Genomic DNA, 26,080 nt, shown 5'->3' on the forward strand with positions numbered 1-26,080 from the left:
GTTTACCGATTTTCCAAAGCTCCTAATCGGGGATCTGGTCAACCAGGGCTTGTTAGACAAGCCCCTGAGTCTTTATTTCAGGGGTAGTTGACTTTGTGGAGAGCCCTAAAGTACTTCTGAGGTACGTTTAAGGTACGTTTAAGGTACGTTTAAGGTACGTTGGTACGTTTAAGGTATGCCTGAGGTCATACTTTCTCCCATCTTTTCATTTTCTTCGATCTCTTCTTTTATATTTGAAATGTTTCTCCCCTGGCCTGCTGACGTTTTAAATTTCTATTTTTCCCATGGGCACGAAATTGTATGAATAATCTGGCTCAGTAAAATATTTAGTATATATAGTTTCCTCTTTTTTTCTGTTTTTTGACCTGAATTCTGTTCCGACTCATGGAAAGAGGAAAAACAATATTCTAAAAAAGGAATAATTGATCGGCAATCAAATACATATCTTAAGTTTCTGATACAAAACAGTTTCAGTAGCTTTAATATTTCATTTTACAGGGCATACTTAAATATTGTACTTTACTAATATTTTTCCTAAATATTCACGATGTTAACTTTACTTTTCATCTTTAAAGTACCTGTAAATGTCAATTTTTACTATTTGATATTTATATTTTTCGTTCGATCCTCTCTTATTCTCTCCCAAAAACTCCCTTTAAAATGTTCCATCCAAAAAGTATTTATATAACTCCCATTTTTGGGATGTATTTTCTAACAAAATATTTATACCAGTAAATCGAATCTAAATTTGGAGACATCTATAAAGATGAGTAACCAGACGGGATTTAAAATGGCACCAAAAACACTCCCTCTGCTAAATGCTCATGAACCCCAATCAGGACAATCATGAATCTTTCATGATTTCGTAGTTTTGCTTGTGGTAATCATGGTTTCCCACCCATGGTAATCATGAGTTACTTCTCGTGCATCTCATGACTCATAGAGCGTGAGCTTGCAGCCAAAATGTTCATGATTATTCATGTTCATCTTGGGTCGAGTCGTCTCCATTGTTCAAAAACTAAAACGGAGGATGCAACATTAGCCAAGAAGAATTACTTCAGGAACTTGCAGGCGCTGTAATTTCCTGTAAAAAGGATGCGGTACTCGCTGCCGTTGAAAAGGCAAAAGGAGAACTGGACCCCGCATTAATTATCGAAAAAGGGCTTGCCGCAGGCATGAATGAAGTGGGTGTTCTCTTTGAGAGAGGCAAACTTTTCTTACCCCACGTGATGATGGCTGCCGACGCAATGACTGCCGGAGTTGCAGCTCTTAAGGACCTTATGCCTGAAGGCGCTTCCAGCGCAAAAGTAGCCGTCATTGTGAACGGTACTGTAGAAGGCGATGTCCATGACATCGGTAAATCAATCGTGTCCACAATGCTCCAGTCTGCTGGTTTTGAAGTGCATGACATCGGCCGTGATGTCCCAATCAAGAACTTCATCCAGAAGGCAAAGGAAGTCAATGCTGATATGATCGGGCTTTCCGCTCTTATGACCACAACTCTTCCCGGACAGAAAGGGGTTATCGAACTCCTCAAGGAAGAAGGTATGAGGGAAAAAGTAAAGGTCATGATCGGGGGCGCACCAGCAACCCAGGCATGGGCTGACAAGATCGGCGCAGACTGTTACGCAGAAAACGCAAGTGAAGCCGTTGCAAAGGCAAAAGAACTGCTCGTTTAAATTATTTTTATTCGGAGGTTACAAAATGGCAAAATGTAATGCAGTTGCAGGATTCAACGCACTTAACGGTGTGGAATTAAACCTTTTTACTAACGACGAACTTAAGGCAATTCACTACGCCTCAATGGAAGTTCTGATGGACCCCGGTGTCCAGGTCTCCGACCCGGAAGCCAGGCAGATCTTCAAGGAAAACGGCTGTGAAGTTGACGAAAAGACTCAGATTGTAAAGATCCCTGAATATCTTGTAAGAAGAGCTCTTCAGCTCGCTCCATCCAGATTTGTCCTCTGGGGCCGCGACAAGAAATTCAACACTGTGCAAGAAGCCGGCGGTAAGGTTCACTGGACCTGTTTCGGTACTGGCGTTAAGATGTGCAAGTACCAGGACGGGAAGTACGTAACCGTTGACTCCGTAGAACAGGACATTGCAGACATCGCAAAACTCTGTGACTGGGCAGAAAACATCGACTACTTCTCTCTCCCGGTTTCTGCAAGAGATATTGCAGGCCAGGGTGCCCAGGATGTCCACGAAACCTTTACTCCTCTTACCAACACCGCAAAACACTTCCATCACATTGATCCAGTCGGCGAAAACGTCGAATACTACTGGGACATCGCAAAAGCTTACTACGGCGGTGACGGAGAAGAAGCCAGGAAGAAGCCAATTTTCTCAATGCTCCTCTGCCCAACCAGCCCTCTCGAGCTCAGTGTCAACGCCTGCCAGGTCATCATTAAGGGTGCCCGCCTCGGCGTCCCCGTAAACGTCCTGAGTATGGCAATGTCCGGTGGTTCTTCCCCTGTATACCTTGCAGGAACCCTGGTTACTCACAACGCCGAAGTACTCTCAGGTATCACTCTCGCTCAACTCACAGTACCCGGAACCAAAGTCTGGTACGGAAGTTCCACAACCACCTTCGACCTGAAGAAGGGTACTGCTCCTGTCGGATCTCCCGAACTCGGCCTGATCAGCGCATCTGTCGCAAAGCTCGCCCAGTTCTATGGCCTCCCCGCATTCGTGGCAGGCACCTAGTCTGATGCAAAGATCCCTGACAACCAAGCTGGACACGAGAAGACCATGACCTGCCTCCTTCCCGCCCTCGCAGGGGCAAACACCCTCTACGGCGCCGGGATGCTTGAGCTTGGTATGACTTTCTCTATGGAACAGCTAGTTATTGACAACGATATCATCAAGATGACCAAGAAGGTCCTGCAGGGAGTCCCTGTCAATGAGGAAACCCTCGCAGTCGAGTCTATCCAGAAAGTAGGCATAGGAAACAACTTCCTCGCCCTCAAACAGACCAGGCAGCTTGTGAACTACCCCTCCGACCCTATGCTCATCGACAGGCGCATGTTCGGTGACTGGGCAGCAGCAGGCTCCAAGGACCTTGCAGCCGCTGCACACGAAAAGGTTGTAGACGTTCTCAAGAACCACGTAGTTAAACCAATCGACTCAGACATCCTCAAGGACATGAAGGCAGTTGTCGACAGAGCTGACAAAGCCTTCAGAGGCATGTAATTACAATATCAGGATATTCAGGAGATCTAAAAATGGCAAGTGTAGAAGCAATCATTGCAAAAGCAAAAAACGCAATCACCGATTTTGACGACGAACTCGCAGCAGAAGTTGCAGCAGAAGCTCTTGCAGCAGGTGTTGACCCTGTAGAAATCATTGAGAAGGGCTTTACCGCAGGCATGATGGAAGTAGGAGAACAGTTCGAACAGGGCACTCTCTTCCTCCCCCATGTGCTTGCAGCCGCTGAGGCAATGAAGGCAGGTATTGAAGTCATGAAGCCGGAAATGGAGAGGCGCAAATCTCAGACCAAGAACCTTGGAACCGTTGTCATCGGGACCATCGAAGGTGACATCCACTCCATCGGAAAGGATATCGTTGCCTCCATGCTCAACATTGCAGGCTTCAATGTTGTGGACCTCGGAAGAGACGTCCCAGTCAGCTCCTTTATTGAAAAAGTAAAGGAACTCAAACCCCAGATTGTTGCATCCTCTGCTCTTATGACCACCACCATGATCAACCAGATCCAGATCGAAGAACAGCTCAAAGAAGCAGGTGTTCGCGACCAGGTAAAGACCATGGTCGGTGGGGCTCCATGCACCCAGGACTGGGCAGACAAGATTGGCGCAGACATCTACGGTGAAAGTGCCACCGATGTCGTCAGTAAGGTAAAAGCAGCCTTACTCTAAAAAGTTCAATACGCAGAAAATGCAGAAGATCTAATCAAATGCATTTTCTGCCCAATTATATTTTGTACAGTTTTTGCGAAACCGAGAGCTGAGGGTATCTACAAAAAATTTCTTGCATATCTGGTCATATTCACGGGATACAGTAACCATAGAACAGACTTTGCAGAAGCTGCTCAGTATTATGCTATACTATGGCAATACTAAGGCAATATTACGACACCACGGTAATACTAATGCAAATTTCAAAGAATGCAAATTTCAAAGCTGCTGATAATTGTTTGAAAATGGTAACTTAAAGCAATTGTCAAAAAGCCTGAAAACTGCAGTTAAAACGGGATAAAAATGGCAATTACAACTGTGGTAAAATATATGTATAGTATGCCAAAAACGGTAATTTCTAACTTAATTATTAAAGTGTATATAGTTCCCTGAGATGTAACTGCCCTTAGAGAGGGTTCGCAAGCTGTACTTTCGGGCTGTGGAATAGGGCTGAGACGGACTCATGCCCCGAGGGAATTCCATAGCGCTTCTGAAAAATGGAGGGATGTTCCGTGGATTTAAAATCTCTAAAAAAACAGGAAAGTAAACGAAAAATCAGTAAAGGGTACATGTGGGCCCTTTTCTGTGCTGTATTCTGGGGTATTTGGTATCTTCCAGGAACCGTTGTGTGGGTGCTTAACCCGTTCGATGAGATGTACAGCGCTATTGCTGAGACCGGAGGAGACGGTACAGCTCTTATTATAACTGCCGTGCTGATTACGGCCTTTAATGCACTTACGGTCATGCTAGCGCTTATGCTCTGGAACGGAGTGCTTGGTAAATACAAGGAACTCGGTAGGACCCTTAAGGAATTCCACCCGTGTTCCAAGTGGTTCTTCCTTGCCTCGATTTTCGGAGGCCCTATGGCAATTCTCGGTTCATTCATTGCTATGGGCTTTATAGGCGGAGCATTTGCAGCTGTTGCAGCTCTTCTTTACCCTGTGGTGGGCTCGATTCTTGCTTACTACTGGTACGGGGAAAAGATTTCCAAGAGAGCGGCAATCGGTATCGGTGTCATCATTGTAGGAGGCATCACGATCTTCGGAGGCGGGCTTCTGACTGAGCTTTCCTCAGGCAATGTCCAGTGGATCGGATACCTTGGAGGTTTGATGGCTGCTGCCGGCTGGGGCATTGAAGGTGCAATCGCAGGCAAAGGTCTCGATATTTCCGAGCCTGACGTTGGGCTGACTCTCAGGTTCCTGGGAGAAAACATTATCTGGTGGATCATTGTTGTTCCGGTGCTTGCACTTCTCGGTTACCCGATGTATTCCTTTGCACTCCAGGCCTTTGAACCCATGACCATGCTGGTCCTGATTTTCGCAGGGATTACTTTTGGTTTCTGTTATGTCTGCTGGTACAAGTCCTTCCCGCTTATTGGAGTCGGAAGAGGCCAGGGTATCGGAAACCTCTACGGGTTGTTTGCTATCATCTTCATTTTCCTCTTCTTCGGAGATGTCCCGGAGTGGTCTATCATTGTCGGAGGCACTCTCTGCGTGATTGGCAGTTTCGTTATGTTTACGGAAGACACAAGCGCACTTGAAACTCTGAGAGGTGAGTGAAATGAGCGGAAACCGTCCTATCAAATTCAGGATTCTGGAGATTTTACTGGATGGGAAAGAACGATGGAACTATGAAATCGTTTCAAAGATCCAGGAAGAGTACGACATGCAGGGGAATTACAACAGGGACAGCATCAACTTCGATATCATCGAACTGGCATCCGGAGGGATGCTGAAGGATGTAGAGCAGAAAGTCGATGAGGATGGAATCTACAAAAAAAGTTTCCTCCTGCACAAATACGTTATCACCGACTTCGGAAAAGCTCGCGGCTCTGATGCCTGCCTGAGATATGTGTAACCATCAATGGAGGATTAAAAATGACACAAACAGTAGCGGCTATGGAAGCTTACAATGCGTACTGGGCAAATTCCTTCATCCCCTCCGCAGAGATAATGTGGATGGTCCTCATCCTGGTCCTGGCGGTAATTGCCCTCTGGCAGGCAAGGACTTTCGTGTCCAAGTTCTGAATCCCATAGAATACAGCTTTCCATGTATAATATTGAATACACAAAAAATGGTGATATAAATGGCAACTGAATATGCTTTGAGGATGGGAGACGGGAAACGTATCTTCCTTACCAAAGAAAAGATTGTTGAGGAGATTGAGGCAGGTACGGCTAACGCCGCTGACCTCGGTGAGATTCCTGTCCTCAGTGGTAATGAACTTGAAAAGCTTGCAGAAATTCTGATGATGCCCGGAAAGGCAGTCAGTGTTGAGCAGGGCATGGAAGTTCCTGTTACCCACGATATCGGTACCCTTCGGCTTGATGGGGACCAGGGCAACAGTGGTGTTGGTATTCCTTCCAGTAGGCTTGTCGGCTGCATGATGCACGAGAGAGCCTTTGGCGCTGACACCATGGAGCTCGGGCACATTGACTACAGCTACAAACCTGTAAAACCTGTTATCTCAAACGAGTGTCAGACCATGGAAACCTGCCAGCAGAACATGGTCATCCCTCTCTTTTATGGCGCAATGCCGAACATGGGGCTGTACTACACCCCCGACGGACCCTTCGAAAACCCCGGGGATCTTATGAAGGCTTTCAAGATTCAGGAAGCCTGGGACTCCATGGAACATGCCGCAGAACACCTCACCAGGGACACCGTATGGGTTATGCAGAAACTCTTTGCCTCCGGGGCAGACGGGATCAACTTTGACACAACCGCTGCTGCCGGGGATGCAGACATGTACGGGACCCTCCACGCTATCGAGGCTCTCAGGAAAGAATTCCCGAACATGTATATCGAAGCCGGGATGGCAGGAGAAATGGTTCTCGGGATGCACGGCAATCTGCAGTATGACGGCGTAACCCTTGCCGGGCTCTGGCCACACCAGCAGGCTCCTCTTATCGCAAAGGCAGGCGCAAACGTCTTCGGTCCGGTGTGCAACACTAACACCAGCAAGACCTCAGCCTGGAACCTTGCCAGAGCTGTCACCTTCATGAAGGCAGCTGTTGAAGTCTCCACTATTCCCTGTCACGTTGACATGGGTATGGGTGTCGGCGGAATTCCGATGCTTGAGACTCCTCCAATAGATGCTGTTACAAGGGCAAGCAAGGCAATGGTCGAAATTGCCGGCGTAGACGGCATATAGATCGGGGTCGGCGACCCTCTGGGTATGCCGATCTCCCACATTATGGCTTCCGGTATGACCGGGATCAGGGCCGCAGGCGACCTTGTCGCAAGGATGCAGTTCTCAAAGAACATGAGGATAAAAGACGCAAAAGAGTACGTCGCAAAGAAGCTCAATGTCGAGACAATGGATCTCTCAGACGAATATGTTATGAGAGAACTCCGTGAAGAGCTTGACATCGGTGTCATCACCTCAGTGCCCGGCGCAGCCAAGGGCCTTGCCGCAAAGATGAACATCGAGAAGCTGCTCGATGTCAAGATCAACTCCTGCGATCTCTTCAGAAGACAGATTGCTTAAGATGGACTGGGTTCAGGCTTCGGCCTGTGCCTTCCCCCATGCAATGGAAAATCGGCAGGAAGCAAAAAACGCGACCACCAATCAAAAATGCTTCAATATCTCTGGAAGACCGCTCTGGAAAATTCCTTCCTGATCCGTGTTCCGGGGATAAATCCCTGCCACCTTTTCCATTTTGTTTTTTGGAATTTTATTATAATCTCTGTTTTTCTTTTGTTCAATTCTTAATCTTTCTATTGTCGGGTATTCTTTTTTATTTTTGTACAGTCATTTTTCTTTGTTTTTCCAATCTGCAGTTTTTCTTTCAGGGTTGAACAGTTTCAATTCCGGATTTCCTTTTAGGTTGTTTTCAATCAGGTTGTTCTACTATTTTTATTTTTTTAAGAACGTGATCTACTTAATGCGATAAATTTATATATTTATACGTGCTTTTATTTATTGGTAAATCAAATTTGCTTGATTTGCTTCTTAAAGTGCCATTTTAAATCTCCGTAATTCTGCAGACTCCTGAAACAATTTGCCTTTGAACCTCCATTCTTTTTTTCCTTTTTTTGTTTCCCTGAGTTGATCCTATCTTTCTTCATCCCTTCTCTTTTTCTGGTTTCCGTTCTTTTTCCATTTTTTTCCTTTTTTGATTCCCGGCGCCTTAAAACGGAAATAAATGGAGTACCTTCAGGGGTTTTTATTGCCAGCCCAAAGTTTATCAGTTGATACGATAATTATGCAGGAAATCCAAACCTGCAGGTAAATCATGAACATATCCTCATTTCTTGTTTTTATACCTGATTCTACGGTTTATCTAATATTCTGGTGAGAACCATGGCTGACACAATTCACTGGGCGGACTTCATAGCCGAAGACGTGTTAAATAAGAGTGGCAAGCACCTTGTTGCCACAGGAATCACCCCCTCTGGACATATCCATATAGGCAATATGAGGGAAGTTGTGACTGCTGATGCTGCTTACAGGGCTCTCCTTGACAGGGGCGCAGATGCCCGCTTAATCTATATTGCCGACAACTATGACCCTCTGCGCAAGGTCTACCCTTTCCTTCCTGAAAGTTATGCCGAGCACGTGGGAAAACCTATTTCCGAGGTTCCCTGCCCATGCGGGGAATGCGCAAACTATGCCGAGCATTTCCTGAAACCTTTCCTTGAAGCCTTGAGGCGCCTTGGCATAAACCCTGAGGTCTACAGAGCGGATGAAATGTACAGGGCAGGCATGTATACCGAATCGATAAAGTCCGCCCTCGTGAAAAGGGATGAAATTGCAAAGATCCTTGAAGAGGTTTCGGGAAAAACAGTTGCAGAAGAATGGAGCCCTTTCAATCCTCGCTGTAATGAATGCGGGAAAATCACGACCACGAAGGTTACGGGTTTTGACCTGGAAGCCGAAACTGTGGACTATGTATGTGCTTGCGGACACTCCGGGACGGTGCCGATGGCAGGAGGAGGAAAGCTTACCTGGAGAGTGGACTGGCCTGCCCGTTGGGGTGTTCTTGGGGTAACTGTGGAACCTTTCGGAAAAGACCACGCCTCAAGAGGCGGTTCCTATGATACCGGAAAGCGAATTGCAAGAGAAATCTACGGGCACGAGCCGCCCTACCCTATAGTCTACGAGTGGATAATGCTTGGAAAGCAGGGGGCAATGTCTTCTTCTACGGGAGTGGTTGTCTCGATTTCGGATATGCTTGAGGTAGTGCCTCCGGAAGTCCTTCGCTACCTTATCATCCGTACAAAACCCGATAAACATATCAAGTTCGACCCCGGGCAGCCTCTCCTTACCATGGTGGATGAATACGAGCGGCTCAGGGACAAATTCCGGGAAAATGATCCCTCCCTCGGGAACTTTGAAAAGAAGATTTACGAACTCTCCCGAGCAACCGGTATCTGCCATCCGGAAATTCCTTTCAAGCAAATGGTAACAATTTTCCAGGTTGCCAGGGGAGATTTCGAGCAGGTGCTGAAGATCGTAAAGCGTTCAGGCTTTTCAATTGAAGATGAAAAGTGTATTCGGGAACTTACAGATAATGTCTCCAGATGGCTTGAACTGTACGCCCCGCCTTTTGCGAAGTTCAGTGTAAAAGAGAATGTGCCTGTGCAGGTAGCAACCCTTTCGGAGCTCCAGAAAGCCTTCCTTGGGGCGTTTGCAGACCTTATCGAAGCAAGAGGGAAGATCAGCGGAGAGGAATACCATATGCTGGTCTATTCCGCAAAAGATGAAGGTTCTGAATTGAACAGGCTGATTTCGAAACAGTTAAATGAACCGGTCCCGCAGGTTGACCCAAAAGACCTTTTCAAAGCGATTTACACCTCAATTCTCGGGCAGAGCTCGGGCCCTAAAGCCGGCTGGTTCTTATCTTCTTTTGAGAGGGATTTCCTTATAACCCGGTTCAGGGAAGCTTCAACGTACATCCCCGAAAAACGCATGTGAATAAATACCGATTAATCTGGAAAAAACCGATGAATATAGAAACCGACAATGGGCGAGTTATAACGGATATGGGCTTCACGGACACAGAGAGCCCTGGCAAGGTAAAAATAAAGGATACGGATGTACCGGTGAAAAAACCTGCATGTTCTTCAAAAGAGCACTTCCTTGCCTGGGATAAAGAATACACCCACCTCAAATGGGGAGGTCCTGCGTCTATCCGGGGGCTACAGGCTTATCTTGCGCCGGAGGCGAGAGTCCTTGATGCCGGCTCAGGGAACGGAAGGTACCTTGGGGAGCTTTCAAGGCACTACGCTGCTGTAGGGGCTGATATCTCTTTAAATGCCCTTGGAAGTTCCCGCACGCAGCTTGCCAGAAGCGGCAGGTTTGCAGAACACCTCGGGGCAAGTGTGCATGCTCTTCCTTTCAAAGCCGGGTCATTTGACGGAATTCTCTGTTACGGTGTGCTCCAGCATCTTTTTAAAGAAGAGCGGGAAGCTGCTGTCGGGGAATTCTTCCGCCTGCTCTGCAGTGGCGGTTTTATTTTTTTCGAGGCTTTCGGCTGTGAAGATATGCGCTGCGGAGGAGAGCCTTCAAGCCCATTTGAAGAAAAAACTTTTGTCCGGCAAAACGGGATAATTTATCATTATTTTTCTGAAAAAGAAGTAAAGAAACTTTTTTGCGAGTTTGAAGTTCTTGAACTGGAAAATGTAACAAAAGAGAAAACTTTTAGAGGGGAATCTTATAAACGGCACATGGTTAGGGGAGTTTTCCGGAAACTTTGAACTAAATTCATACTTTTTCTGAATCGGTGCATTCTTTTATTTTTTTTGTGTCGGTCCATGCCCTCTATATAAATATAACAATAATCTAATGTTTTATTTTTATTTTTATAAAAAAGCTATCTTAAGGTAATTAAGCACGATTATTACAAGGGCTCCGAAAATACCTCCTATTGCGCAGACAAGGACTGCTACCCAGGTGATTGCGATTTCAAGGCCTAACAAAAATTTTGCTATGAGCAGGGCAAAGATCCCAAGCGCTGCATTTATTGCAAGGCTGGTGGCAGTCTTGAGAACTTTGTACAGCACAAATGCTGCTACTGCTGCCAGAATTAATACTGAAATTTCGGGAACTCCAACTACCATAGATTCTACATAGTGTTCAAATTATTTATATCTATCACTGAGTTTTATGAACAATTTGTGGCTTTTTGGGAATTTATGCAAGATATGCTTGGAAATGCCCCGCAGTATCTTTTAATTGAGAACGAACTACGATTTTACAGCCTTTTTTTCCTCAGAGAGCCTGAACAAATTTTACAATAATTTCATTAAGTGCTGCCTCGTTTGAATAAGTCCGTACCTCCAGTGAAGGATCCGGATTCCCGAGCACCATTGCAGAAACTGCCGCACCAGTCCTGTGCAGGCAGAGCACAGGAATTTTCCGGTCAAGCGCCCTGCAGATTTCATAGCCCACGCCTGTGGACGGTACTGTCACCTCTGCAATCAGCGCATCGCTTTTTGCAAGCAGACCCATATCTCGATCATAGATCTCCTGTTCAGTCATTTTTGATTCGTTTTCTTCCAGATCGGGATCTGCAACATGCCAGCTGAGCACTTCTGTCCCTGCTTCTTCGAGGGCGTCGTACATAAACCGGTATGTCTCAAGAAGCTGTCTTCCTCCCCGGATCGAACCTGACAGGAAAATTTTCGGGTCCTGTTTTTCTATGACTTTCTTTTCTTCCATTATCCTACCATCCTTTTTTAGCTGCTATCTCTTTCCGCTCTTTTTTGTCCGGTTTTTGTCTCTTTCCACTTTTTTTTCTATTTCGGTTCTCTTACTGCACGCCTCTGAAGTAATGCCCTGTGGTAAAACCTTTCCCGAGGTCCTCACATTTTTCCTTTGCCCTCTCTCCGGTCTCATAAAATGTGTCAATTGCTTTCCTGTATTTCCCTGTAATTCTCCTGATTTCTTCTACATTGTCCATTCCGAGAGTCTCGATTCTCAGGCTTGAAATGCCACTTTCGACAAATGCAGGGACATATTCAAGCATGCAGAGGGACCTTGAGTTCAGGAGGTGAGTCCTGCACTGGTAGTCCATGAGTAGGGGAAATTCGTAATTCTTCTCGTCTACCAGCGTAAAATTCCCTGAGGTACAGGGGGCACTGCACTGCTCTCCATCTTTCCCGAGTAGCCCTCCTGCAAGGCAGTGTTCGGATTCCATCAGTTCGAGGCGGCCGTGGACAATGCATTCGGCAGGCCCGTAAGAAGCTACTTCTTTGAGTTCTTCAAGCGTTAATTCGGGAGAAATTACAGCCATTTCTGCCCCTTTCTGCAAAAGGAGCGCAAAGGTATAGCCGTTATAGATATTCAGGGGACTGTCTGCAATACACGGAACCTTTTTTTCTTTTGCGAGGTTAAAAGTTCCGAGGTTTGAAACAAGGACTCCGTCAGCTCCGAACTTTTCTACACGGGAGAGAAGTTCTTCTACCTGTTTCATCTCGGTGTCCTTTACTATTTTAGGAGTATTAAAATAGATTTTTCTGCCTACAGCTCTGGCTTTCAAAACCGCGCTTTCAAAAATAGAATCAGGGTCCCTGCCGGAAGTTTCCTCTCCATTGGATTTATTATCTTTACCGGATGTGTTTCCGGCTGTATTCGGCCTTCTAAAAAGTCCCTCTCCAAAGTAAATACAGTCTGCTCCTCCTGCAAGGGCCCCTTCAAGTCCTTCAGGGGAGTACACGGAAACTGAAAGCAGGGGCTTTCCCGGAAGTTTTTGGGGTTTTATTTCCTTTATTTCCCCTATTTCCCCTATTTTCCCTGTTTCGTCTGTTTTCTCTATTTTCCCTGTTTCGTCTGTTTCCCCTGTTTCGTCTGTTTCCCCTGTTTCGTCTGTTTCCCCTGTTTCGTCTGTTTCCCTTATTTTCCCCGCTTCTTCTATTTCCGTTGCCTTTTTTTCTCCGAATGCAGGGAACTGCAGATTTTTGAGAGGTGAACGCTTCCACTTTGATACGCGCAGATTTTCAAGCTGAAAGACCGCTTTCGTCCTCAGGTCGTTCAGTTGCCTTACGGGAATAAAAATATCCTCTGCTACACTCACGTTAATTTCGGCTGCCTCAAAAAGAGTATTTCCAAGCTTGGTGAGCTGTTTTTCTATCTGGGCTTTTGAGGTTGGCACTTTTTCTGCCTTTTCTACCAGATATTCGGATTCAACTGCCACTACATTTGAATCGCTGTCTTTTATTTCGAGCCTGGCAGGTTTTCCCGGGGCAATGGTTGCTGTGAGAAGTAAGGGGATCTTAGGTCTCAGGGTTCCGACTTCGCTTTCTTTTTTAAGGGAATCCATAAGCTTCTTATCATGTGTCCTGTAAACCGTGCTTCCTGGGGGCGTCCTTGAATCAAAGGGGATCTCTATGGTTTCCCCTTTTCCTGCACTGTATACAGGGCCCCTTTCAGTATACATCGAGGATATGATTTTTCCTTTATCTTCAGGCCTGGTTTCGGCATTTTCGACCATTATCCCGTCTCCCAGGCGGAGGGAGTTTGAAAGTTTTACACGGATGCGCTTTGTGCGCCTGTCATAATTGACAACCGTGCCTGCGGGAATCCCACGGTTGTGGGGGTTTTCCCGGCTCATAAGTTTTCCACGCGGGTTTCCAAAAAAGTAGCCTGAGGTAAAGCCGCGGTTAAAAAGCTGGGTCAGGGTCTCCTGCTCTTCTTCGGAAACCGAATACCCGGCAGGATTTTTCAGGTACCTGTCAATCAGGCGGCGGTAGATCCTGACAACACCTGCAACATACTCCGGCCTTTTCATTCTGCCTTCAATTTTGAAAGACTCTATCCCGGCTTCTATAAGGGCTCCAAGGCCTGAGGTCGTGTTAAGATCTTTCGGGCTTAAAAGATAACTGCCGCTGGTTTTAATCTGCTTTCCTTCACAGTACAGCCTGTACTGTTTGCGGCACGGCTGGGCGCAGTATCCTCTGTTTCCGCTTCTTCCCCCTATAAGACTGCTCAGAAGGCACTGGCCTGAATAGGACATGCAGAGGGCTCCATGTACGAAAACCTCTATTTCCATATCATTTTTTTCTTTCATCTTGCTTATATCTTCAAGGGAAACTTCCCGCGAGAGCACGACTCTTTCGATTCCCAGTTCCTTTTCAAAAGCAACTCCTTCACTGTTGTGCAGAGTCATCTGCGTGCTTGCATGCAGGGGTAGGTCGGGCAGGTATTTTCGGGAAAGGGAAATAAGCCCAAGGTCCTGAATGATAATTGCATCTGTTCCCATTTCTCTCAAGCGGGAGAGTAAGATAAGAGCACTTTCGATTTCCCCTTCCTTGAGCAGGGTGTTTACGGTTACGTATATTTTTACGCCTCTTAGATGGGCATAATCAATAGCTTTCTCAAGCTCTTCTTCTGAAAAATTAGATGCATATCCCCGGGCACTAAAAGCCCTGGCTCCGAGATACACAGCATCGGCTCCGTTTTCTACGGCTGCCATAAGGGCTTCCATGCCGCCGGCTGGAGCCAACAGTTCAGGTTTTGCAGGCTTCATCAGATGGGATTAGAGAGTATGCTCTTAATTAAGCTTTGGCATCCTTTTTGGATATCCTAAAAGTCAACTGTCCGCTAAATCTAAAAATTTAACGGGTTTCCTGCTGAGGTATTATGAAATCTAAAAATGCGGAAATATTCCTTTCTGTAAGCTGATAACTGCTCAGGACGCAATTCCTCTAAAAAAACCTTCAAATCAATCAGTAACGTTTTTAAAAAAATAATAAAAGTGGGAGTAGGTTATTAAAGAATTTACGGGAAATCCAATAGCATGTTTTTTCGGGTTATGCTTTTGGTCCGATTGTACAGGTTATAATCCTATCGTTTTTCTTATCTTTTGAGGTTTCGCAGAGCATTTTTCCATCATGCATATGGGCTTCGCAGGAATAGCTGATTTTGTTTTCCTTTCCCATGTGCTTGAAGTGCATCTTGAAGTATCCCTCTGAGCACCCTATCCCGTATTTAACCCAGCCTTCAATATCCGCTCCACCTGCACAGCTTCCTTCGCATGCAATGAGCTCAAAGATCTTTTCCTCATAAGACCCGATTTTTTCTGGAGCTTGGTGGCCTTTTTTGTATTTTCCTTTCTCAATTTTCTGAGCCTGAAGCACAAAGTCCTCATCGGTGGTGTTCAGGATCTTCAACTGCAAACCTTCAAGAATTTCCATTGTTTCTTTTTCTGACATCTTCGATTACCCCGAGAAAATAACGAATCCAGATAATATTCCGAACAAGATATTGCCTCTAATAAATAAAAAAGTATCTCAAATTATATATAAGTAAATATATAATACAAAGAAGAATATCTGGACAAATAAAGGCTCAGGATACGCTAAGCCCCGGAAAATATACCTCATGGGAAAGTAGAGACCCTGAAATGTTGTGATCATGAGGATTACCACTTTTGAAGAGAGGGGCTCCAATTCTCAGTTTCTTCTAATTCTCAGTTTCTTCTGCTTGACCAAAACACCATTCTGCACTTATGCATTCTCAGTCAGTGCAGATGCCGGGCTTTCGCCTGCAGGTAGGACTGACCCCGGGGTACTTTTTAATCCAGGCTGAAAACGGTATGCCTGGAAAGAACATCATCCTTAATTTTTTTCCGCATTCAGAGCCTTACAGGGATTTCCCGCTCTCTCAGGTACTCTTTTACTTCCCGTATTGAATATTCACTGAAGTGAAAAATGCTTGCTGCAAGGGCTGCGTCGGCTTTTCCTTTGGAAAACCCTTCGTAGATATGCTGCGGGTTTCCGACTCCGCCAGAGGCGATGATGGGGACATCCAGTTCTTCGGAGAGCTTTCTTGTAATGGGGAGATCGTAGCCAGCGTAGGTCCCGTCCCGGTCCATACTTGTAAGCAGGATCTCTCCTGAACCCAGTTCTTCTGCTCTTCTTGCCCACTGCACGGCATCAATCCCTGTAGTTTCCCTGCCTCCGTAAATTACCACTTCATACCAGGCGGGGGTCCCGTCTTCAAGTTCCAGGATGGTTTTGCCGGGATTGTTCTTTATGTCTGTATTTCGCCTGCAGTCAATAGCAGTAACAATACACTGGGCTCCGAATATGTCAGAGGATTCTTTGATAAAATCAGGGTTTTTTACTGCTGAGGTATTGACTGAAACCTTATCAGCCCCAGCCCGGAGGATCTGGCGGATAGCGTTAATTGAATTTATCCCGCCTCCCACTGTGAGAGGGATAAAAACCTCATCTGCAGTCCTTTCGATCACATCGATCATGGTTCCCCTGCCGTGAGCTGAAGCTGTGATATCCAGGAAAACAAGTTCATCTGCGCCTTCTTCATTATAGCGCTTGGCGAGTTCCACAGGGTCTCCAGCCTCTTTCAGGTCAACAAACTCCACGCCCTTGACTACACAGCCGCCTGCCCTGTCAAGGGTCACATCAAGGCATGGTATGATTCTTTTGGTGAGCATCTAAGGGATAATGAAGTTAACTGTTATTAAAAGCTTATTGAAATTAAGCGATAGAAGTCTTGAGGGCAGCAGGCTGTTAGAATCAGCAGAGATGGAATAAGCCAGTGGTCCCTCATTAACTGGTTGACCTATCCCATACCTCGGGGAGGAGATCTTTCGTTTTTCTCTCCCTGCGCCGCAATAGGCATGGGCCTGCCGTCAACCAGATAAAAAGTGATACAAAAGCCGGCACCGCAATTAATAGATCTGGATTTTGAAGAAAGTAGCCCCGAGACCGAGCGAATACATTCCTTTACCCTTAAAATGCTTTTCCAATTCATGTGGAATATAAGTGTCTCCATCAGTCTGTCTGGCAGCCATTCAAAAAAAGCAGAAAAAACAGATTTGAAATGCCAAAACCCATCAAGTAGTCCTCTTGAGCGCAGCGAAAAGGACCGCGTACTGTTGCACTTACAGTGCAACTCCCAGAAAATCTTCGATTTCCTGAGATCCCAAAGCGCAATTCGGGAGGCGCAACTCGGGCGATTCAGCCAAAAATATTCATCACACGGGCGCCTTCAAGTCTGGACATCTCTATTTCGGAACATTCCAGCACTTTCTTTCTAATTCTTATCGGGGCTCCCACTCTGAGGGCGAGGGCAATGCAGTCGCTTGGTCTTGCGTCGAACTGCATTATGTTATTGTCCTTTCTTATCAGGAGGCGGGCATAATAGACTTTGTCTACCTTATCATCTATCATTACACCCTCTACCTTTATTTCCATGCGGTCAAAAATATTAACCATGAGGTCATGAGCCATCGGGCGAGGTGGGGAGATATTTTTAAGCACGTTTCCTATTGAAAGGGCTTCCAGATGCCCAATATATATAGGAAGCATCTCGCCTTTTAAATTTTCAAGAAGTACGACCGGGGTAGGGTCACTGAAAACATCGACTATATAGACATCTTTGACATGAATTTCTTCAAAATCCTCGTAATTCTCGATGTCCATATCAAATAGTTAATTTAACATGTATTAATACCTTATTTAATTCTTTTAAGATTATTAAAAGAGATCGATTCTTTACGTTTTTGGTCCAGACTTTTTACTTCAACAGCTGGAAGAATCGATTATAACAAGCTTATTCAAATATAAACGGCTGATTAAAATCTACACTTTTTATATCCGGGTCTTTTCTATCTTCGTTGCGCTCTCAGTTCTTTTAAAACCCGTATTTGCCTATCAAAGGTACGAAAACAACTCCCCCTCTTTTCTCTTTGTGTATATTGCCTTCGTTATCTTTTTTAATTCTGATAAGCTCCTGGATATATTCCCCCACAGGAATTACCATTATTCCTCCGGGTTTCAACTGCTCCAGCAGAGGCTCAGGGATCTTGGGAGCTGCGCATGTTACAACTATCCTGTCATAAGGAGCATAACTGGAATAGCCCACGGACCCGTCATCAAGCAGTACGGTAACGTTTTCGTAACCGGCTTTTTTAAGGTTCTCCCTTGCAAAATTCACAAGGGGTTCAAGGCGTTCAACAGTGTATACATGCCCACTTTTCCCTACAAGTTCCCCCATTACTGCTGCATTATATCCTGACCCCGCCCCTATTTCCAGGACTTTTAGTCCTTCCGAAAGCTCAAGGAGATCACACATGATAGCAACCATATGGGGGGCAGAGATAGTTTGCCCGCAGCCGATATCCAGAGGCGTGTCAATGTAAGCCCCCTTTTTCGCGTATTCCGGGACAAACATATGCCTGGGGATTTTGAGCATGGCTTTAAGGACTTTTTTATCCGTTCCATGGATCTCAAGCCCTCTTATGAGGCGCTCTTGCATCTCTTCGAGTTTATGCAGTTCTTCCTGATCTTCTTCCTGTTTTTTTACTCCCTTTTTTTCGGTGTGGTTTTCTTTACCACGGGCCTCTTCTGCTCTCACCCTGACCGAACCCTTCTCTTCTTCCCTTTTTGGCAAATATGCGTTTTACATATTTTGCAAGTACAACATCGCCCTTCCTTGACCTGAAAAGCCCGTCCCTGACCTTTATTTTAGTGATATAAAGCCTGGTATTTCCAACTCTCTCTTCTGCTCCCACAACAAATTCATAGTCTCCGGGAACGCGTTTTTCTACGACGTCTGTTTTTTCAGTTCCTTCCTGTGCGGAGAATTTCACAGTTATCTCATCAATTGCCCTTCCCCACACTGTTTCGATTTCTTCTGCAATGCCTGCATTGACACGTTTTCCTCCAGCTTCAAGGGAGGTAATCAGGATAGGGCACACCATTCCCGTCTCTTCATCGTCAACAACCAGTTCATCATCCACCTGAATAACAGTCTCGGAATCCAGATCGGTTTTGAAGGTATTTGAGGTGTCCATCTTGCTGACAATAACCCTTACGCTGACGTTTTTCGGGGTTTTTATCTTTACCGGATGTACATGGCCGCATTTCATACAGCGGACAAGCGGGCTCTGTCCTTCTTTCAGAACTTCATGCCCGACTTCCTCGCGCGGAGAACAGGAGGGGCACTCAATATCAATTTCTCTTATCATGGTCTTACCAGTACATGGATTCAAAATACTAAATACTTAACTTCTCCGGTGATGTTTTCTTCTGACAGTATTTGTAGGAGAAGGCTGAACACAAAAAGCTCCATTGAAATGAAATTCGAGAGCAATATAAAAGAATTTTAGAAATACACGGTTCCTGAATTTAAGCTTTGGGTCTGGGATGTTGTTGTCCTTTTATGTGCGAGACTTTCTCCTCATGCGAATATAAGGGGCATTCGATATTGATCTGCTGTATCATAACAGGTCTGTTTTCTAATTCCTTTTATTCTACTTACTTGTTTTGTAAAACTTTTTATATTTTTATTAGGGACACTGCTTCCTTTTTTCTTATATCCCTGCTTAATATCAAAAGTTTTATTATAATGAAATGCGTAGTCTTACATCTCATTATTGAGATGCATCTCAAAATTAAGGCAATAAGGGTGCCAACAGTGCCGGACATTGAATATCTGAAGAAACTTGCTCTCAGAGGAGCAGTAAACAAAACTGTTAAGGTCTCTTCGAGTGAGTTTCACAAGCATACGGGGGACAGCTCTAAAACCGCAGCAAGAAAGCTAAAGCAGATGGAAGAAGAGCGTTTAATTGAAAGAAAGATAGTTCCCGGTGGCCAGTTGATAAAAATGACAGAAAAAGGGATTGAAATCCTAAAGAACGAATACGTTGAATACAACAGGATCTTTTCCTCAGAGCCTTATACTCTGGAACTGGAAGGAAATCTGGTTAAAGGCCTTGGCGAAGGCCAGTATTATATAAACATTCCAGGATACAGGAAGCAATTTGAAGATAAACTACATTTTGTACCTTTCCCGGGTACTCTGAATGTGCAGCTTTCAGAAAACAGCTCGGCTCTTCGCAACATGTTGCTAGAAATGCCCGCTGTCCGGATAGAAGGTTTCAATGATGGAGAACGCACTTTCGGAGGCGGGAATTGTTATCCTATTAGAGTAGAGGGCATAGAGGCGGCTGTGATCGTCCCTGAAAGGACACACTACCCATCGGATTTAATTGAGATTATTGCACCGGTAAAACTCAGAGATGCCCTGAAATTGAAAGATGGAGATAGAATTGTGACACAGGTAACAAAGCAGGGTACGGAGGGACAGGAATGAGAGAGAGCACAGCATACGAATGCCTGAAGTATGGTAACGAGAGCATTAACAGGGCACTGGAAGCCCTACGTGATGGAAAAATGATTCAGATCTATGACTCTGACTCCCGGGAAGGAGAAACAGATCTTGTGATCCCTGCAAAGGCTATTACTTACAAAGACGTTAAGTGGATGCGGAAAGACGCAGGAGGGCTTATCTGTGTGGCAGTAGATCCTGTGGCATCAAAACAGCTCAGGCTTCCTTTTATGGCAGACATTGTCCGAGAAGCCAGTAAAACAAGTGAATCCCTTGGAGAAGTTGTTGAAAAAGACGGGGACCTTAAGTACGATTCACATTCCTCTTTTTCCATCTGGGTCAACCACAGGGATACAAGAACAGGAATCCCTGATAGTGAAAGAGCCCTTACAATCCGGAAAATAGGGGAAATCACGGAAAACTCCCTTTCAGGAAACGGAGTCCGTTTTGGAAACGAGTTCCGGACTCCAGGGCACGTGGCTCTCCTCAGGGCGGCCGAAGGGCTCCTCGATGAGCGCATGGGCCAGACCGAGCTTTCAGTTGCACTTGCCCGGATGGCAGGAATCACCCCTGCAATGGTTGTCTGTGAGATGCTGGATGACGAGAATGGGAAAGCCCTTTCAAAAGAAAACTCAAAAGAGTACGGCAAAGAACACGGGCTTGTCTTCCTTGAAGGGCAGGAAATAGTTGAAGCCTATCTGCAGTGGACAGGCGCAGGGTGCTAAAACACCTTTTCTTTTTCTTCCTTTTTTGTCCTCTTTTCCATGTTTGGTTTCTTTTTCGCGTTTGGTTTCTTATTTACCTCTTTAATTTCTTGTTTGCTAGGGGGGACAGCAGAATATTATAATATAAAACGTAAATTACTGCAAATATTATAGTAACAACAGTATCTTCCGGTTATACCCAACATTTGTTTCTGACGTTCCGTATTCCTGTGTTTTGCAGTTCATATTCATATTTGGAGGTGCCATCTGATGATGCATAGGTTCAAAAAAGTCCAGCAAGTTCTTGTTCTTGTACTGTTCCTGAACCTTGCCGTAGCTTTTGCTAAGATCATTTATGGGACCTTAACCAGCACTTTAAGCATGACTGCGGACGGATATCATTCCCTTTTTGACGGGATATCCAATATTGTGGGTCTTGTGGGAATTTTTATTGCATCCCGTCCCCCTGACAGGGAACATCCTTATGGGCACCAGAAGTACGAGACCGTTGCTTCGATTTTTATAGCTGTCTTGCTTCTGTTTGTCAGTTTTGAGATCTTCCAGAATGCACTTCACCGTTTTCTTTTACAGAGCACTCCCGGGGTAACTCCCCTGAGCTTTATCATTATGCTCGGGACAATGGGCGTGAACTACATGGTCACACGCTACGAACAGGGAAAAGGGGTAGCCTTGAGAAGTCAGGTCCTGATTGCAGACTCCATGCACACTAAAAGTGATATCTATGTATCTTTCTCGGTTATAGTAAGTCTGTTTGCCATAAAGTTCGGTTTTCCCCTGCTCGACCCTTTAATAGCCCTTTTCATATCTATTATTATCTTCAGGGCCGGATTCAGGATTATGAAAGAGAACTCAAGAGTCCTTCTTGACATGTCCAGGCTTGAAGAAGATGAGATCTGCCGCCTTGTCATGGGAGTTGATGGAGTTCTCGACTGCCACAAGATCCGGACTCGTGGAGGCATGGGCGATATCCGGATAGATCTGCATGTGCTTGTGCAGCCTGATATGCCCCTTGAAGATGCACACATTATTGCCCACAGGGTAAGCAAAATGCTGAAGGCTGAATATGAAGACGTCTCAGATGTGGTTGTGCACCTCGAACCTGCCTCACCCCAAGGATCAAATAGCAAAAAAACCAGTTAAGATGCATGGCTGGAAACGTTTTCGGGCAGATGTTTCAAATCACGACCTGGGGCGAGTCCCACGGCAGGGCTGTAGGTGTCGTGGTTGACGGGCTGCCCGCAGGTCTTCCTTTTTCCGAAGCCGACATCCAGAAAGAACTGGACCGTCGGCGTCCTGGGCAGAGTGAAGTTTCCACTCCCAGAAGCGAAGCTGACAGGGTGGAGATACTTTCAGGAATTTTTGAAGGCATGAGTACAGGCACCCCCATCTCCATGCTGGTCTGGAATTCTGACGCCAGGTCTTCTTCTTATGATGCCATTAAAGACACTCCTCGCCCCGGACATGCCGATTTTACATACATGGCCCGCTACGGAATGAGAGACCACCGTGGGGGAGGCAGGTCTTCAGCCCGCGAAACAATAGGCAGGGTTGCAGGCGGGGCTCTTGCAAAGCTCTTACTTTCCCATTACGGAATCCGGATTGCCGGGCATGTGCTCGAACTTGGCGGGATCAGGGCAAAAACACTTTCTTTTGATGAAATCCTTGAAAACGTGGAAAAAACCCCTGTGCGCTGTGCCGATCTTGAAGCTGCTGAAAAAATGCTTGAAAAAGTCGCAGCCCTGCGGCAGGAAGGAGACAGTGTCGGCGGAATTGTCGAGCTTATTGTAAAAGGCGTGCCTTCCGGGCTCGGAGAACCTGTATTTGACAGGCTGGATGCGGACCTTGCAAAAGCCCTTGTGAGCATCCCTGCAGTCAAGGGCTTTGAAATCGGAGCAGGGTTTGAGGCTGCCCGAATGTGCGGAAGTGAAATGAACGATTCCTTCTGCATGGAGGGGGAAAAAATAACCTGTTCGAGCAATAACGCAGGCGGCATCCTCGGAGGGATTTCATCGGGCCTGGACATCGTCTGCCGTGTAGCAGTAAAGCCCACCCCTTCCATAAGTAAACTTCAGCAAACCGTTGACCTCATAACTCTGGAAAACACCGAAATCGCAATCAAAGGTCGGCACGATCCCACGATTCCTCCGCGCATGGTGCCGGTTGCCGAAGCCATGGTTGCCCTCGTGCTTGCCGACCATATGCTCAGGAGTGGCTTTATCAATCCCAGGACTTTGCTGGAGTAAAGGAAAGTACAACGACAAAGTGAAATTGCGGCTTCTCTCCCCCAAAATCCATTCCAATTTATAACACCCCACAGCCTCAAATTACTTCTTTTTCAATTTTTATTAAAGATAATCGGCATGTAGCCATCTGGATTTCAGATAAACTGGCTTGAATGTCGACGTAGATAACCGTAGAGTTGTGTAGATTCTTTTTTTGTATATCAGTGAAAAACGTTTGCATTAACTGTTATTTTATAAGTTTTCTGTGCAAAGTCTCAAACAATCTAAGACCCGGAAATAATTACAGACTCGAAAAGAGTATGAAACCTGTCAGTTTGACGATCTGGCTAGAAAACTTATATAGAGATAATTAAAAGTAGTTTATGGAGTTCAAATGTACTTTCCAGGATTCTCTGGACTCCATGTTCCCAAAGGCATGATTACGTTAGTTTTGAGAGTCATCAGGGTTTGCCTGGTTCTGTCTCCCGGGAAACTTTAATTTTTTTAATTTTTCCTTAATTTGTCTTCTTAAATCAAAATATGAGGGATTTGACTTGAAAATAAGGGCATTGATAGTTATCTTCCTGCTGGCGATTACACTTATTTCTGGTTCCGGCTGCATTGACAGCAGCAGTAAACCAGTCAAAGAAACCGGCCTGGAAGAAATGACAGATAATCAAACAGATGATCAGAGCGATTCATTTAATTATTCCATAAAAACCGCTCCTGCAGAGAATTTCTCTGACAAGAGCAATACTCTTGAACTTGAAAAGGAAAGCTCCTTTTCCGGATATTACAGGAAAGAAAACTTGCAGTTCGAGGCCGAAGTTCCCACTTATTCTTTACCTCTACAGGCTTCAGAAATTGTAAATTATGACGATTTCATCCAAAAAATTCCCCTGAAGAACGAAAGCAGGGATTTACTGTACCGAAATGGGTTTGTTGTGATTGAAAATGGAACCATTGAAAATCAGTTTACAGTAGAACAGATACGGGTAAATGATACTTACAGAGTCCTGAAAGTAGCTGACGTTCCTATCTTCATCACGTCGGATTCTCTTCTTCACCTTTATCACATCCAGTTCGACGAGACGCTAAAAAGGGTCGAATCTGAGGAATTTTACGACGAGCTCTGGAAACTTGACAAAGCTCTTCTTGAAGCCTCCATAAATGATTATGACAGCGCTTCAGGTCGAGAACAGGAAGCTGCAAGAAGAAATGCAGCCTACTTTGCAGTTGCATTGAGCCTGCTCCAGCCGAAACCCTCACAGGTTCAGGCAGCAGAAGACTCTTACGACTTTGATGAAGCTTTCCCGGCAGGTTCGACAAAACAATATCATTTTGAGGTCCCATCGTTTGTAAAAAAAGAGGTTGAAGCCGAACTGGCTCTTATCGAAGCTCACGAAGGTTTTGCGACCTCTCCTATTTTCAAGTACGAAGAAGATTATTCCCAGTATGTACCAAGAGGCCACTATACCCGCTCCGAGAAGCTGCAAAACTATTTTAAGGCCATGATGTGGCACGGTAGAATAAGTATGTTCCTTCAGTCGGACATGATTATTGCAGAAGACCCGGAAAAGGAAGCAAAAATTCAGACTATTCAGGCCTTTTTAATTTCTGACCATTTTGATAGGGATAAAGAGCTCAGGGACAGGTGGGACAGGATTTACAAAGTGACGGCTTTTTATGTCGGCTATTCCGACGACCTCGGGCCCTATGAATATGCAAAAGCTCTGGATACTGTTTTTGGGAATGATAGATACGGAGTGAGTTTCGACAACGAAAGCCTTACAGCACTGAACACCGAACTGGAAATATATGAAAGTCCGAAAATCTACGGCGGAACAGGTGGAATTATTCAGACAGGCTCCGAAACTGAAAAAGAAACTCTTGAGGCCACAAAAGGTTTCAGGTTCATGGGTCAGAGATATACGCCAGACTCGTATATCCTCCAGAAACTCCATCCTCCTGCCCTGAATATAATGGATCTACTTGGTTCTGGAAGAGCCAAAGAACACCTGAAAAATCAGGGTATTTCTGAAAACGAAGAATACAAAAAAGCTCACATATCTCTGGAAAATGAATTTAAAGCTTTTGACGAAGAAGACTGGAATAAAAACCTCTACTGGGCACAGCTATACGCCTTAAAGCCTCTTCTTGTAAGCTGTCCCGAGGGTTATCCTACCTTTATGCAAACCGAAGCCTGGGAAGATAAGCAGCTTAACACGGCCCTTGCTTCCTGGACTGAGCTCAGGCATGATACTATCCTCTATACAAAGCAGGAGTACTTTACAGGTCCTCCTCCCCCGAAAGAAAAACGTGTTCAAGGATATGTGGAACCAGTTCCAGAATTTTATGCAAGGATGCTTGCCCTTACAAAAATGGCACACCGCGGGCTGGAGGAAATGGAAGTGTTTGATGATCAGTCGGATGAAGATTTCACAGCCCTTGAAAACACCCTTGAAAAGGTGCTGGAAATCTCAATTAAAGAGCTTAATAACAAAGAACTGACAGACGCAGAGTACAAATTCATCAGGAATTTCGGACAAAACATAGCTCCAATGCTTGAGAATGTGGATATAAAGTCTCAGAGGTCCACTCTAATTGCGGATGTTCATACTTCTCCTGCTGGAGTTTTGGAAGAAGGAACCGGAAAACTGGATCTGATAGTAGTGGCCTATAAACAGCCTGACGGCAGGATAGTGCTTGGAGCAGGTCCTGTAATGAGTTATTATGAGTTCTGGCAGCCCTCGGGAGAAAGGTTGACGGATGAAGAGTGGAGAGAAATGTTAGAGAATAACCCTCCTGAAAGGCCGGAATGGGTTGAGTCTTTTAAGGTGTAAAAGATGTTATCCTGGATAGCTGATCTTTTCACCCATTTTTTTTCTTTTTAAGAATCTGTTGATTATAATACAAACAAAGATGAGGAATCTATCTTCTGATGCGTATAATTATAAGGTCTGGTTTTTAAAATGGACACCATCTGCATAATTTGTCATATTTTTATCGATCTGCCATAACTGGATTTACATGATACATGGAGTACAACCGCTACAAGCTACCTGGCTTTTGGGAGCTGGACTGGAGCTATGGCAACAAGGGTGAAACCTTAATCACCCATTATATTTTTATTGAAGG

21 protein-coding genes and 2 pseudogenes are annotated in these 26,080 nt (G+C 45.2%); 15 read left to right on the plus strand and 8 right to left on the minus strand.

Annotation, left to right across the window (positions count from 1 at the left end):
- Positions 1–1,037 precede the first annotated feature (1,037 nt).
- From mtbC to PHF18_RS08725, 10 genes and pseudogenes are all read left to right on the plus strand, one after another.
- A complete protein-coding gene (mtbC, locus tag PHF18_RS08680; protein WP_300101407.1) occupies positions 1,038–1,679 on the plus strand; it encodes a dimethylamine corrinoid protein MtbC in 642 nt (213 codons plus the stop codon).
- A gap of 25 nt (positions 1,680–1,704) precedes the next feature.
- Positions 1,705–3,192 (plus strand): annotated as a pseudogene (gene mttB / locus PHF18_RS08685) ([trimethylamine--corrinoid protein] Co-methyltransferase).
- Positions 3,193–3,224: 32 nt separating this feature from the next.
- Complete coding sequence (locus tag PHF18_RS08690) at positions 3,225–3,875, plus strand: B12-binding domain-containing protein (RefSeq protein ID WP_300101237.1); 651 nt, start codon at positions 3,225–3,227, stop codon at positions 3,873–3,875.
- Between the two features lie 536 nt (positions 3,876–4,411).
- Positions 4,412–5,473 (plus strand): EamA family transporter, encoded by a 1,062-nt coding sequence (locus PHF18_RS08695; protein WP_300101240.1) that lies wholly within the window; start codon positions 4,412–4,414, stop codon positions 5,471–5,473.
- Between the two features lies 1 nt (position 5,474).
- Positions 5,475–5,771 (plus strand): hypothetical protein, encoded by a 297-nt coding sequence (locus tag PHF18_RS08700; RefSeq protein ID WP_300101243.1) that lies wholly within the window; start codon positions 5,475–5,477, stop codon positions 5,769–5,771.
- A 20-nt stretch (positions 5,772–5,791) separates the two neighbouring features.
- Positions 5,792–5,941 (plus strand): hypothetical protein, encoded by a 150-nt coding sequence (locus PHF18_RS08705; protein WP_300101248.1) that lies wholly within the window; start codon positions 5,792–5,794, stop codon positions 5,939–5,941.
- A 59-nt stretch (positions 5,942–6,000) separates the two neighbouring features.
- Positions 6,001–7,404, plus strand: a pseudogene (gene mtbB / locus PHF18_RS08710) ([dimethylamine--corrinoid protein] Co-methyltransferase).
- Positions 7,397–7,537 (plus strand): hypothetical protein, encoded by a 141-nt coding sequence (locus PHF18_RS08715; RefSeq protein ID WP_300101251.1) that lies wholly within the window; start codon positions 7,397–7,399, stop codon positions 7,535–7,537. The pseudogene mtbB and the gene PHF18_RS08715 overlap by 8 nt, the downstream one beginning before the upstream one ends.
- 683 nt (positions 7,538–8,220) lie before the next feature.
- Entirely contained in the window at positions 8,221–9,834 is a 1,614-nt protein-coding gene (lysS, locus tag PHF18_RS08720; RefSeq protein ID WP_300101254.1) for a lysine--tRNA ligase, read from the plus strand.
- A 29-nt stretch (positions 9,835–9,863) separates the two neighbouring features.
- Positions 9,864–10,616 (plus strand): class I SAM-dependent methyltransferase, encoded by a 753-nt coding sequence (locus PHF18_RS08725; protein WP_300101256.1) that lies wholly within the window; start codon positions 9,864–9,866, stop codon positions 10,614–10,616.
- A 105-nt stretch (positions 10,617–10,721) separates the two neighbouring features.
- On the opposite strand, the gene PHF18_RS08730 is transcribed toward PHF18_RS08725, so the two are convergent.
- From PHF18_RS08730 to PHF18_RS08765, 8 genes are all read right to left on the minus strand, one after another.
- On the minus strand, positions 10,722–10,979 hold the full coding sequence (locus PHF18_RS08730; protein WP_300101259.1) for a pro-sigmaK processing inhibitor BofA family protein: 258 nt from the start codon (positions 10,977–10,979) through the stop codon (positions 10,722–10,724).
- A 151-nt stretch (positions 10,980–11,130) separates the two neighbouring features.
- Positions 11,131–11,580 (minus strand): nucleoside 2-deoxyribosyltransferase, encoded by a 450-nt coding sequence (locus PHF18_RS08735; protein ID WP_300101262.1) that lies wholly within the window; start codon positions 11,578–11,580, stop codon positions 11,131–11,133.
- A gap of 91 nt (positions 11,581–11,671) precedes the next feature.
- On the minus strand, positions 11,672–14,386 hold the full coding sequence (locus PHF18_RS08740) for a DUF3656 domain-containing protein (protein ID WP_300101265.1): 2,715 nt from the start codon (positions 14,384–14,386) through the stop codon (positions 11,672–11,674).
- Positions 14,387–14,669: 283 nt separating this feature from the next.
- A complete protein-coding gene (locus tag PHF18_RS08745; protein ID WP_300101268.1) occupies positions 14,670–15,071 on the minus strand; it encodes a hypothetical protein in 402 nt (133 codons plus the stop codon).
- Positions 15,072–15,493: 422 nt separating this feature from the next.
- Positions 15,494–16,315, minus strand: coding sequence for an imidazole glycerol phosphate synthase subunit HisF (hisF, locus tag PHF18_RS08750; protein ID WP_300101271.1), 822 nt, complete (start codon positions 16,313–16,315; stop codon positions 15,494–15,496).
- Positions 16,316–16,841: 526 nt separating this feature from the next.
- Positions 16,842–17,306, minus strand: coding sequence for a bifunctional nuclease family protein (locus tag PHF18_RS08755; protein ID WP_300101274.1), 465 nt, complete (start codon positions 17,304–17,306; stop codon positions 16,842–16,844).
- A 211-nt stretch (positions 17,307–17,517) separates the two neighbouring features.
- Positions 17,518–18,276, minus strand: a complete 759-nt coding sequence (locus tag PHF18_RS08760) for a protein-L-isoaspartate O-methyltransferase (protein WP_300101277.1) — start codon at positions 18,274–18,276, stop codon at positions 17,518–17,520.
- On the minus strand, positions 18,215–18,853 hold the full coding sequence (locus PHF18_RS08765) for an HVO_0476 family zinc finger protein (RefSeq protein WP_300101280.1): 639 nt from the start codon (positions 18,851–18,853) through the stop codon (positions 18,215–18,217). Before PHF18_RS08765 ends, PHF18_RS08760 begins: the two co-directional genes overlap by 62 nt.
- A 413-nt stretch (positions 18,854–19,266) precedes the next feature.
- On the opposite strand from PHF18_RS08765, the gene PHF18_RS08770 reads away from it, so the two are divergent.
- From PHF18_RS08770 to PHF18_RS08790, 5 genes are all read left to right on the plus strand, one after another.
- Positions 19,267–19,980 carry a winged helix-turn-helix domain-containing protein/riboflavin kinase gene (locus PHF18_RS08770; protein ID WP_300101409.1) on the plus strand — a complete coding sequence of 238 codons (714 nt, stop codon included), beginning with the start codon at positions 19,267–19,269 and terminating at the stop codon, positions 19,978–19,980.
- Positions 19,977–20,720 carry a 3,4-dihydroxy-2-butanone-4-phosphate synthase gene (gene ribB, locus PHF18_RS08775; protein WP_300101282.1) on the plus strand — a complete coding sequence of 248 codons (744 nt, stop codon included), beginning with the start codon at positions 19,977–19,979 and terminating at the stop codon, positions 20,718–20,720. The genes PHF18_RS08770 and ribB overlap by 4 nt, the downstream gene beginning before the upstream one ends.
- Before the next feature lie 249 nt (positions 20,721–20,969).
- Entirely contained in the window at positions 20,970–21,860 is an 891-nt protein-coding gene (locus tag PHF18_RS08780) for a cation diffusion facilitator family transporter (RefSeq protein WP_300101285.1), read from the plus strand.
- Between the two features lie 5 nt (positions 21,861–21,865).
- A complete protein-coding gene (gene aroC / locus PHF18_RS08785) occupies positions 21,866–22,963 on the plus strand; it encodes a chorismate synthase (RefSeq protein WP_300101288.1) in 1,098 nt (365 codons plus the stop codon).
- Between the two features lie 644 nt (positions 22,964–23,607).
- Positions 23,608–25,785, plus strand: coding sequence for a DUF3160 domain-containing protein (locus tag PHF18_RS08790; protein ID WP_300101412.1), 2,178 nt, complete (start codon positions 23,608–23,610; stop codon positions 25,783–25,785).
- Positions 25,786–26,080: the final 295 nt, after the last annotated feature.

This window comes from Methanosarcina sp. (assembly GCF_028693135.1).
Classification (GTDB): domain Archaea; phylum Halobacteriota; class Methanosarcinia; order Methanosarcinales; family Methanosarcinaceae; genus Methanosarcina.

Excerpts from the sequence above, each read along its gene's own strand:
- PHF18_RS08690 (WP_300101237.1), top strand. The coding sequence starts at position 3,225 with ATGGCAAGTGTAGAAGCAATCATTGCAAAAGCAAAAAACGCAATCACC.
- PHF18_RS08695 (WP_300101240.1), top strand. The coding sequence starts at position 4,412 with ATGGAGGGATGTTCCGTGGATTTAAAATCTCTAAAAAAACAGGAAAGT.
- PHF18_RS08700 (WP_300101243.1), top strand. The coding sequence starts at position 5,475 with ATGAGCGGAAACCGTCCTATCAAATTCAGGATTCTGGAGATTTTACTG.
- PHF18_RS08705 (WP_300101248.1), top strand. The coding sequence starts at position 5,792 with ATGACACAAACAGTAGCGGCTATGGAAGCTTACAATGCGTACTGGGCA.
- lysS (WP_300101254.1), top strand. The coding sequence starts at position 8,221 with ATGGCTGACACAATTCACTGGGCGGACTTCATAGCCGAAGACGTGTTA.
- PHF18_RS08725 (WP_300101256.1), top strand. The coding sequence starts at position 9,864 with ATGAATATAGAAACCGACAATGGGCGAGTTATAACGGATATGGGCTTC.
- PHF18_RS08730 (WP_300101259.1), bottom strand. The coding sequence starts at position 10,979 with ATGGTAGTTGGAGTTCCCGAAATTTCAGTATTAATTCTGGCAGCAGTA.
- PHF18_RS08735 (WP_300101262.1), bottom strand. The coding sequence starts at position 11,580 with ATGGAAGAAAAGAAAGTCATAGAAAAACAGGACCCGAAAATTTTCCTG.
- PHF18_RS08740 (WP_300101265.1), bottom strand. The coding sequence starts at position 14,386 with ATGAAGCCTGCAAAACCTGAACTGTTGGCTCCAGCCGGCGGCATGGAA.
- PHF18_RS08745 (WP_300101268.1), bottom strand. The coding sequence starts at position 15,071 with ATGTCAGAAAAAGAAACAATGGAAATTCTTGAAGGTTTGCAGTTGAAG.
- hisF (WP_300101271.1), bottom strand. The coding sequence starts at position 16,315 with ATGCTCACCAAAAGAATCATACCATGCCTTGATGTGACCCTTGACAGG.
- PHF18_RS08755 (WP_300101274.1), bottom strand. The coding sequence starts at position 17,306 with ATGGACATCGAGAATTACGAGGATTTTGAAGAAATTCATGTCAAAGAT.
- PHF18_RS08765 (WP_300101280.1), bottom strand. The coding sequence starts at position 18,853 with ATGATAAGAGAAATTGATATTGAGTGCCCCTCCTGTTCTCCGCGCGAG.
- PHF18_RS08770 (WP_300101409.1), top strand. The coding sequence starts at position 19,267 with ATGCATCTCAAAATTAAGGCAATAAGGGTGCCAACAGTGCCGGACATT.
- ribB (WP_300101282.1), top strand. The coding sequence starts at position 19,977 with ATGAGAGAGAGCACAGCATACGAATGCCTGAAGTATGGTAACGAGAGC.
- PHF18_RS08780 (WP_300101285.1), top strand. The coding sequence starts at position 20,970 with ATGATGCATAGGTTCAAAAAAGTCCAGCAAGTTCTTGTTCTTGTACTG.
- aroC (WP_300101288.1), top strand. The coding sequence starts at position 21,866 with ATGGCTGGAAACGTTTTCGGGCAGATGTTTCAAATCACGACCTGGGGC.
- PHF18_RS08790 (WP_300101412.1), top strand. The coding sequence starts at position 23,608 with ATGACAGATAATCAAACAGATGATCAGAGCGATTCATTTAATTATTCC.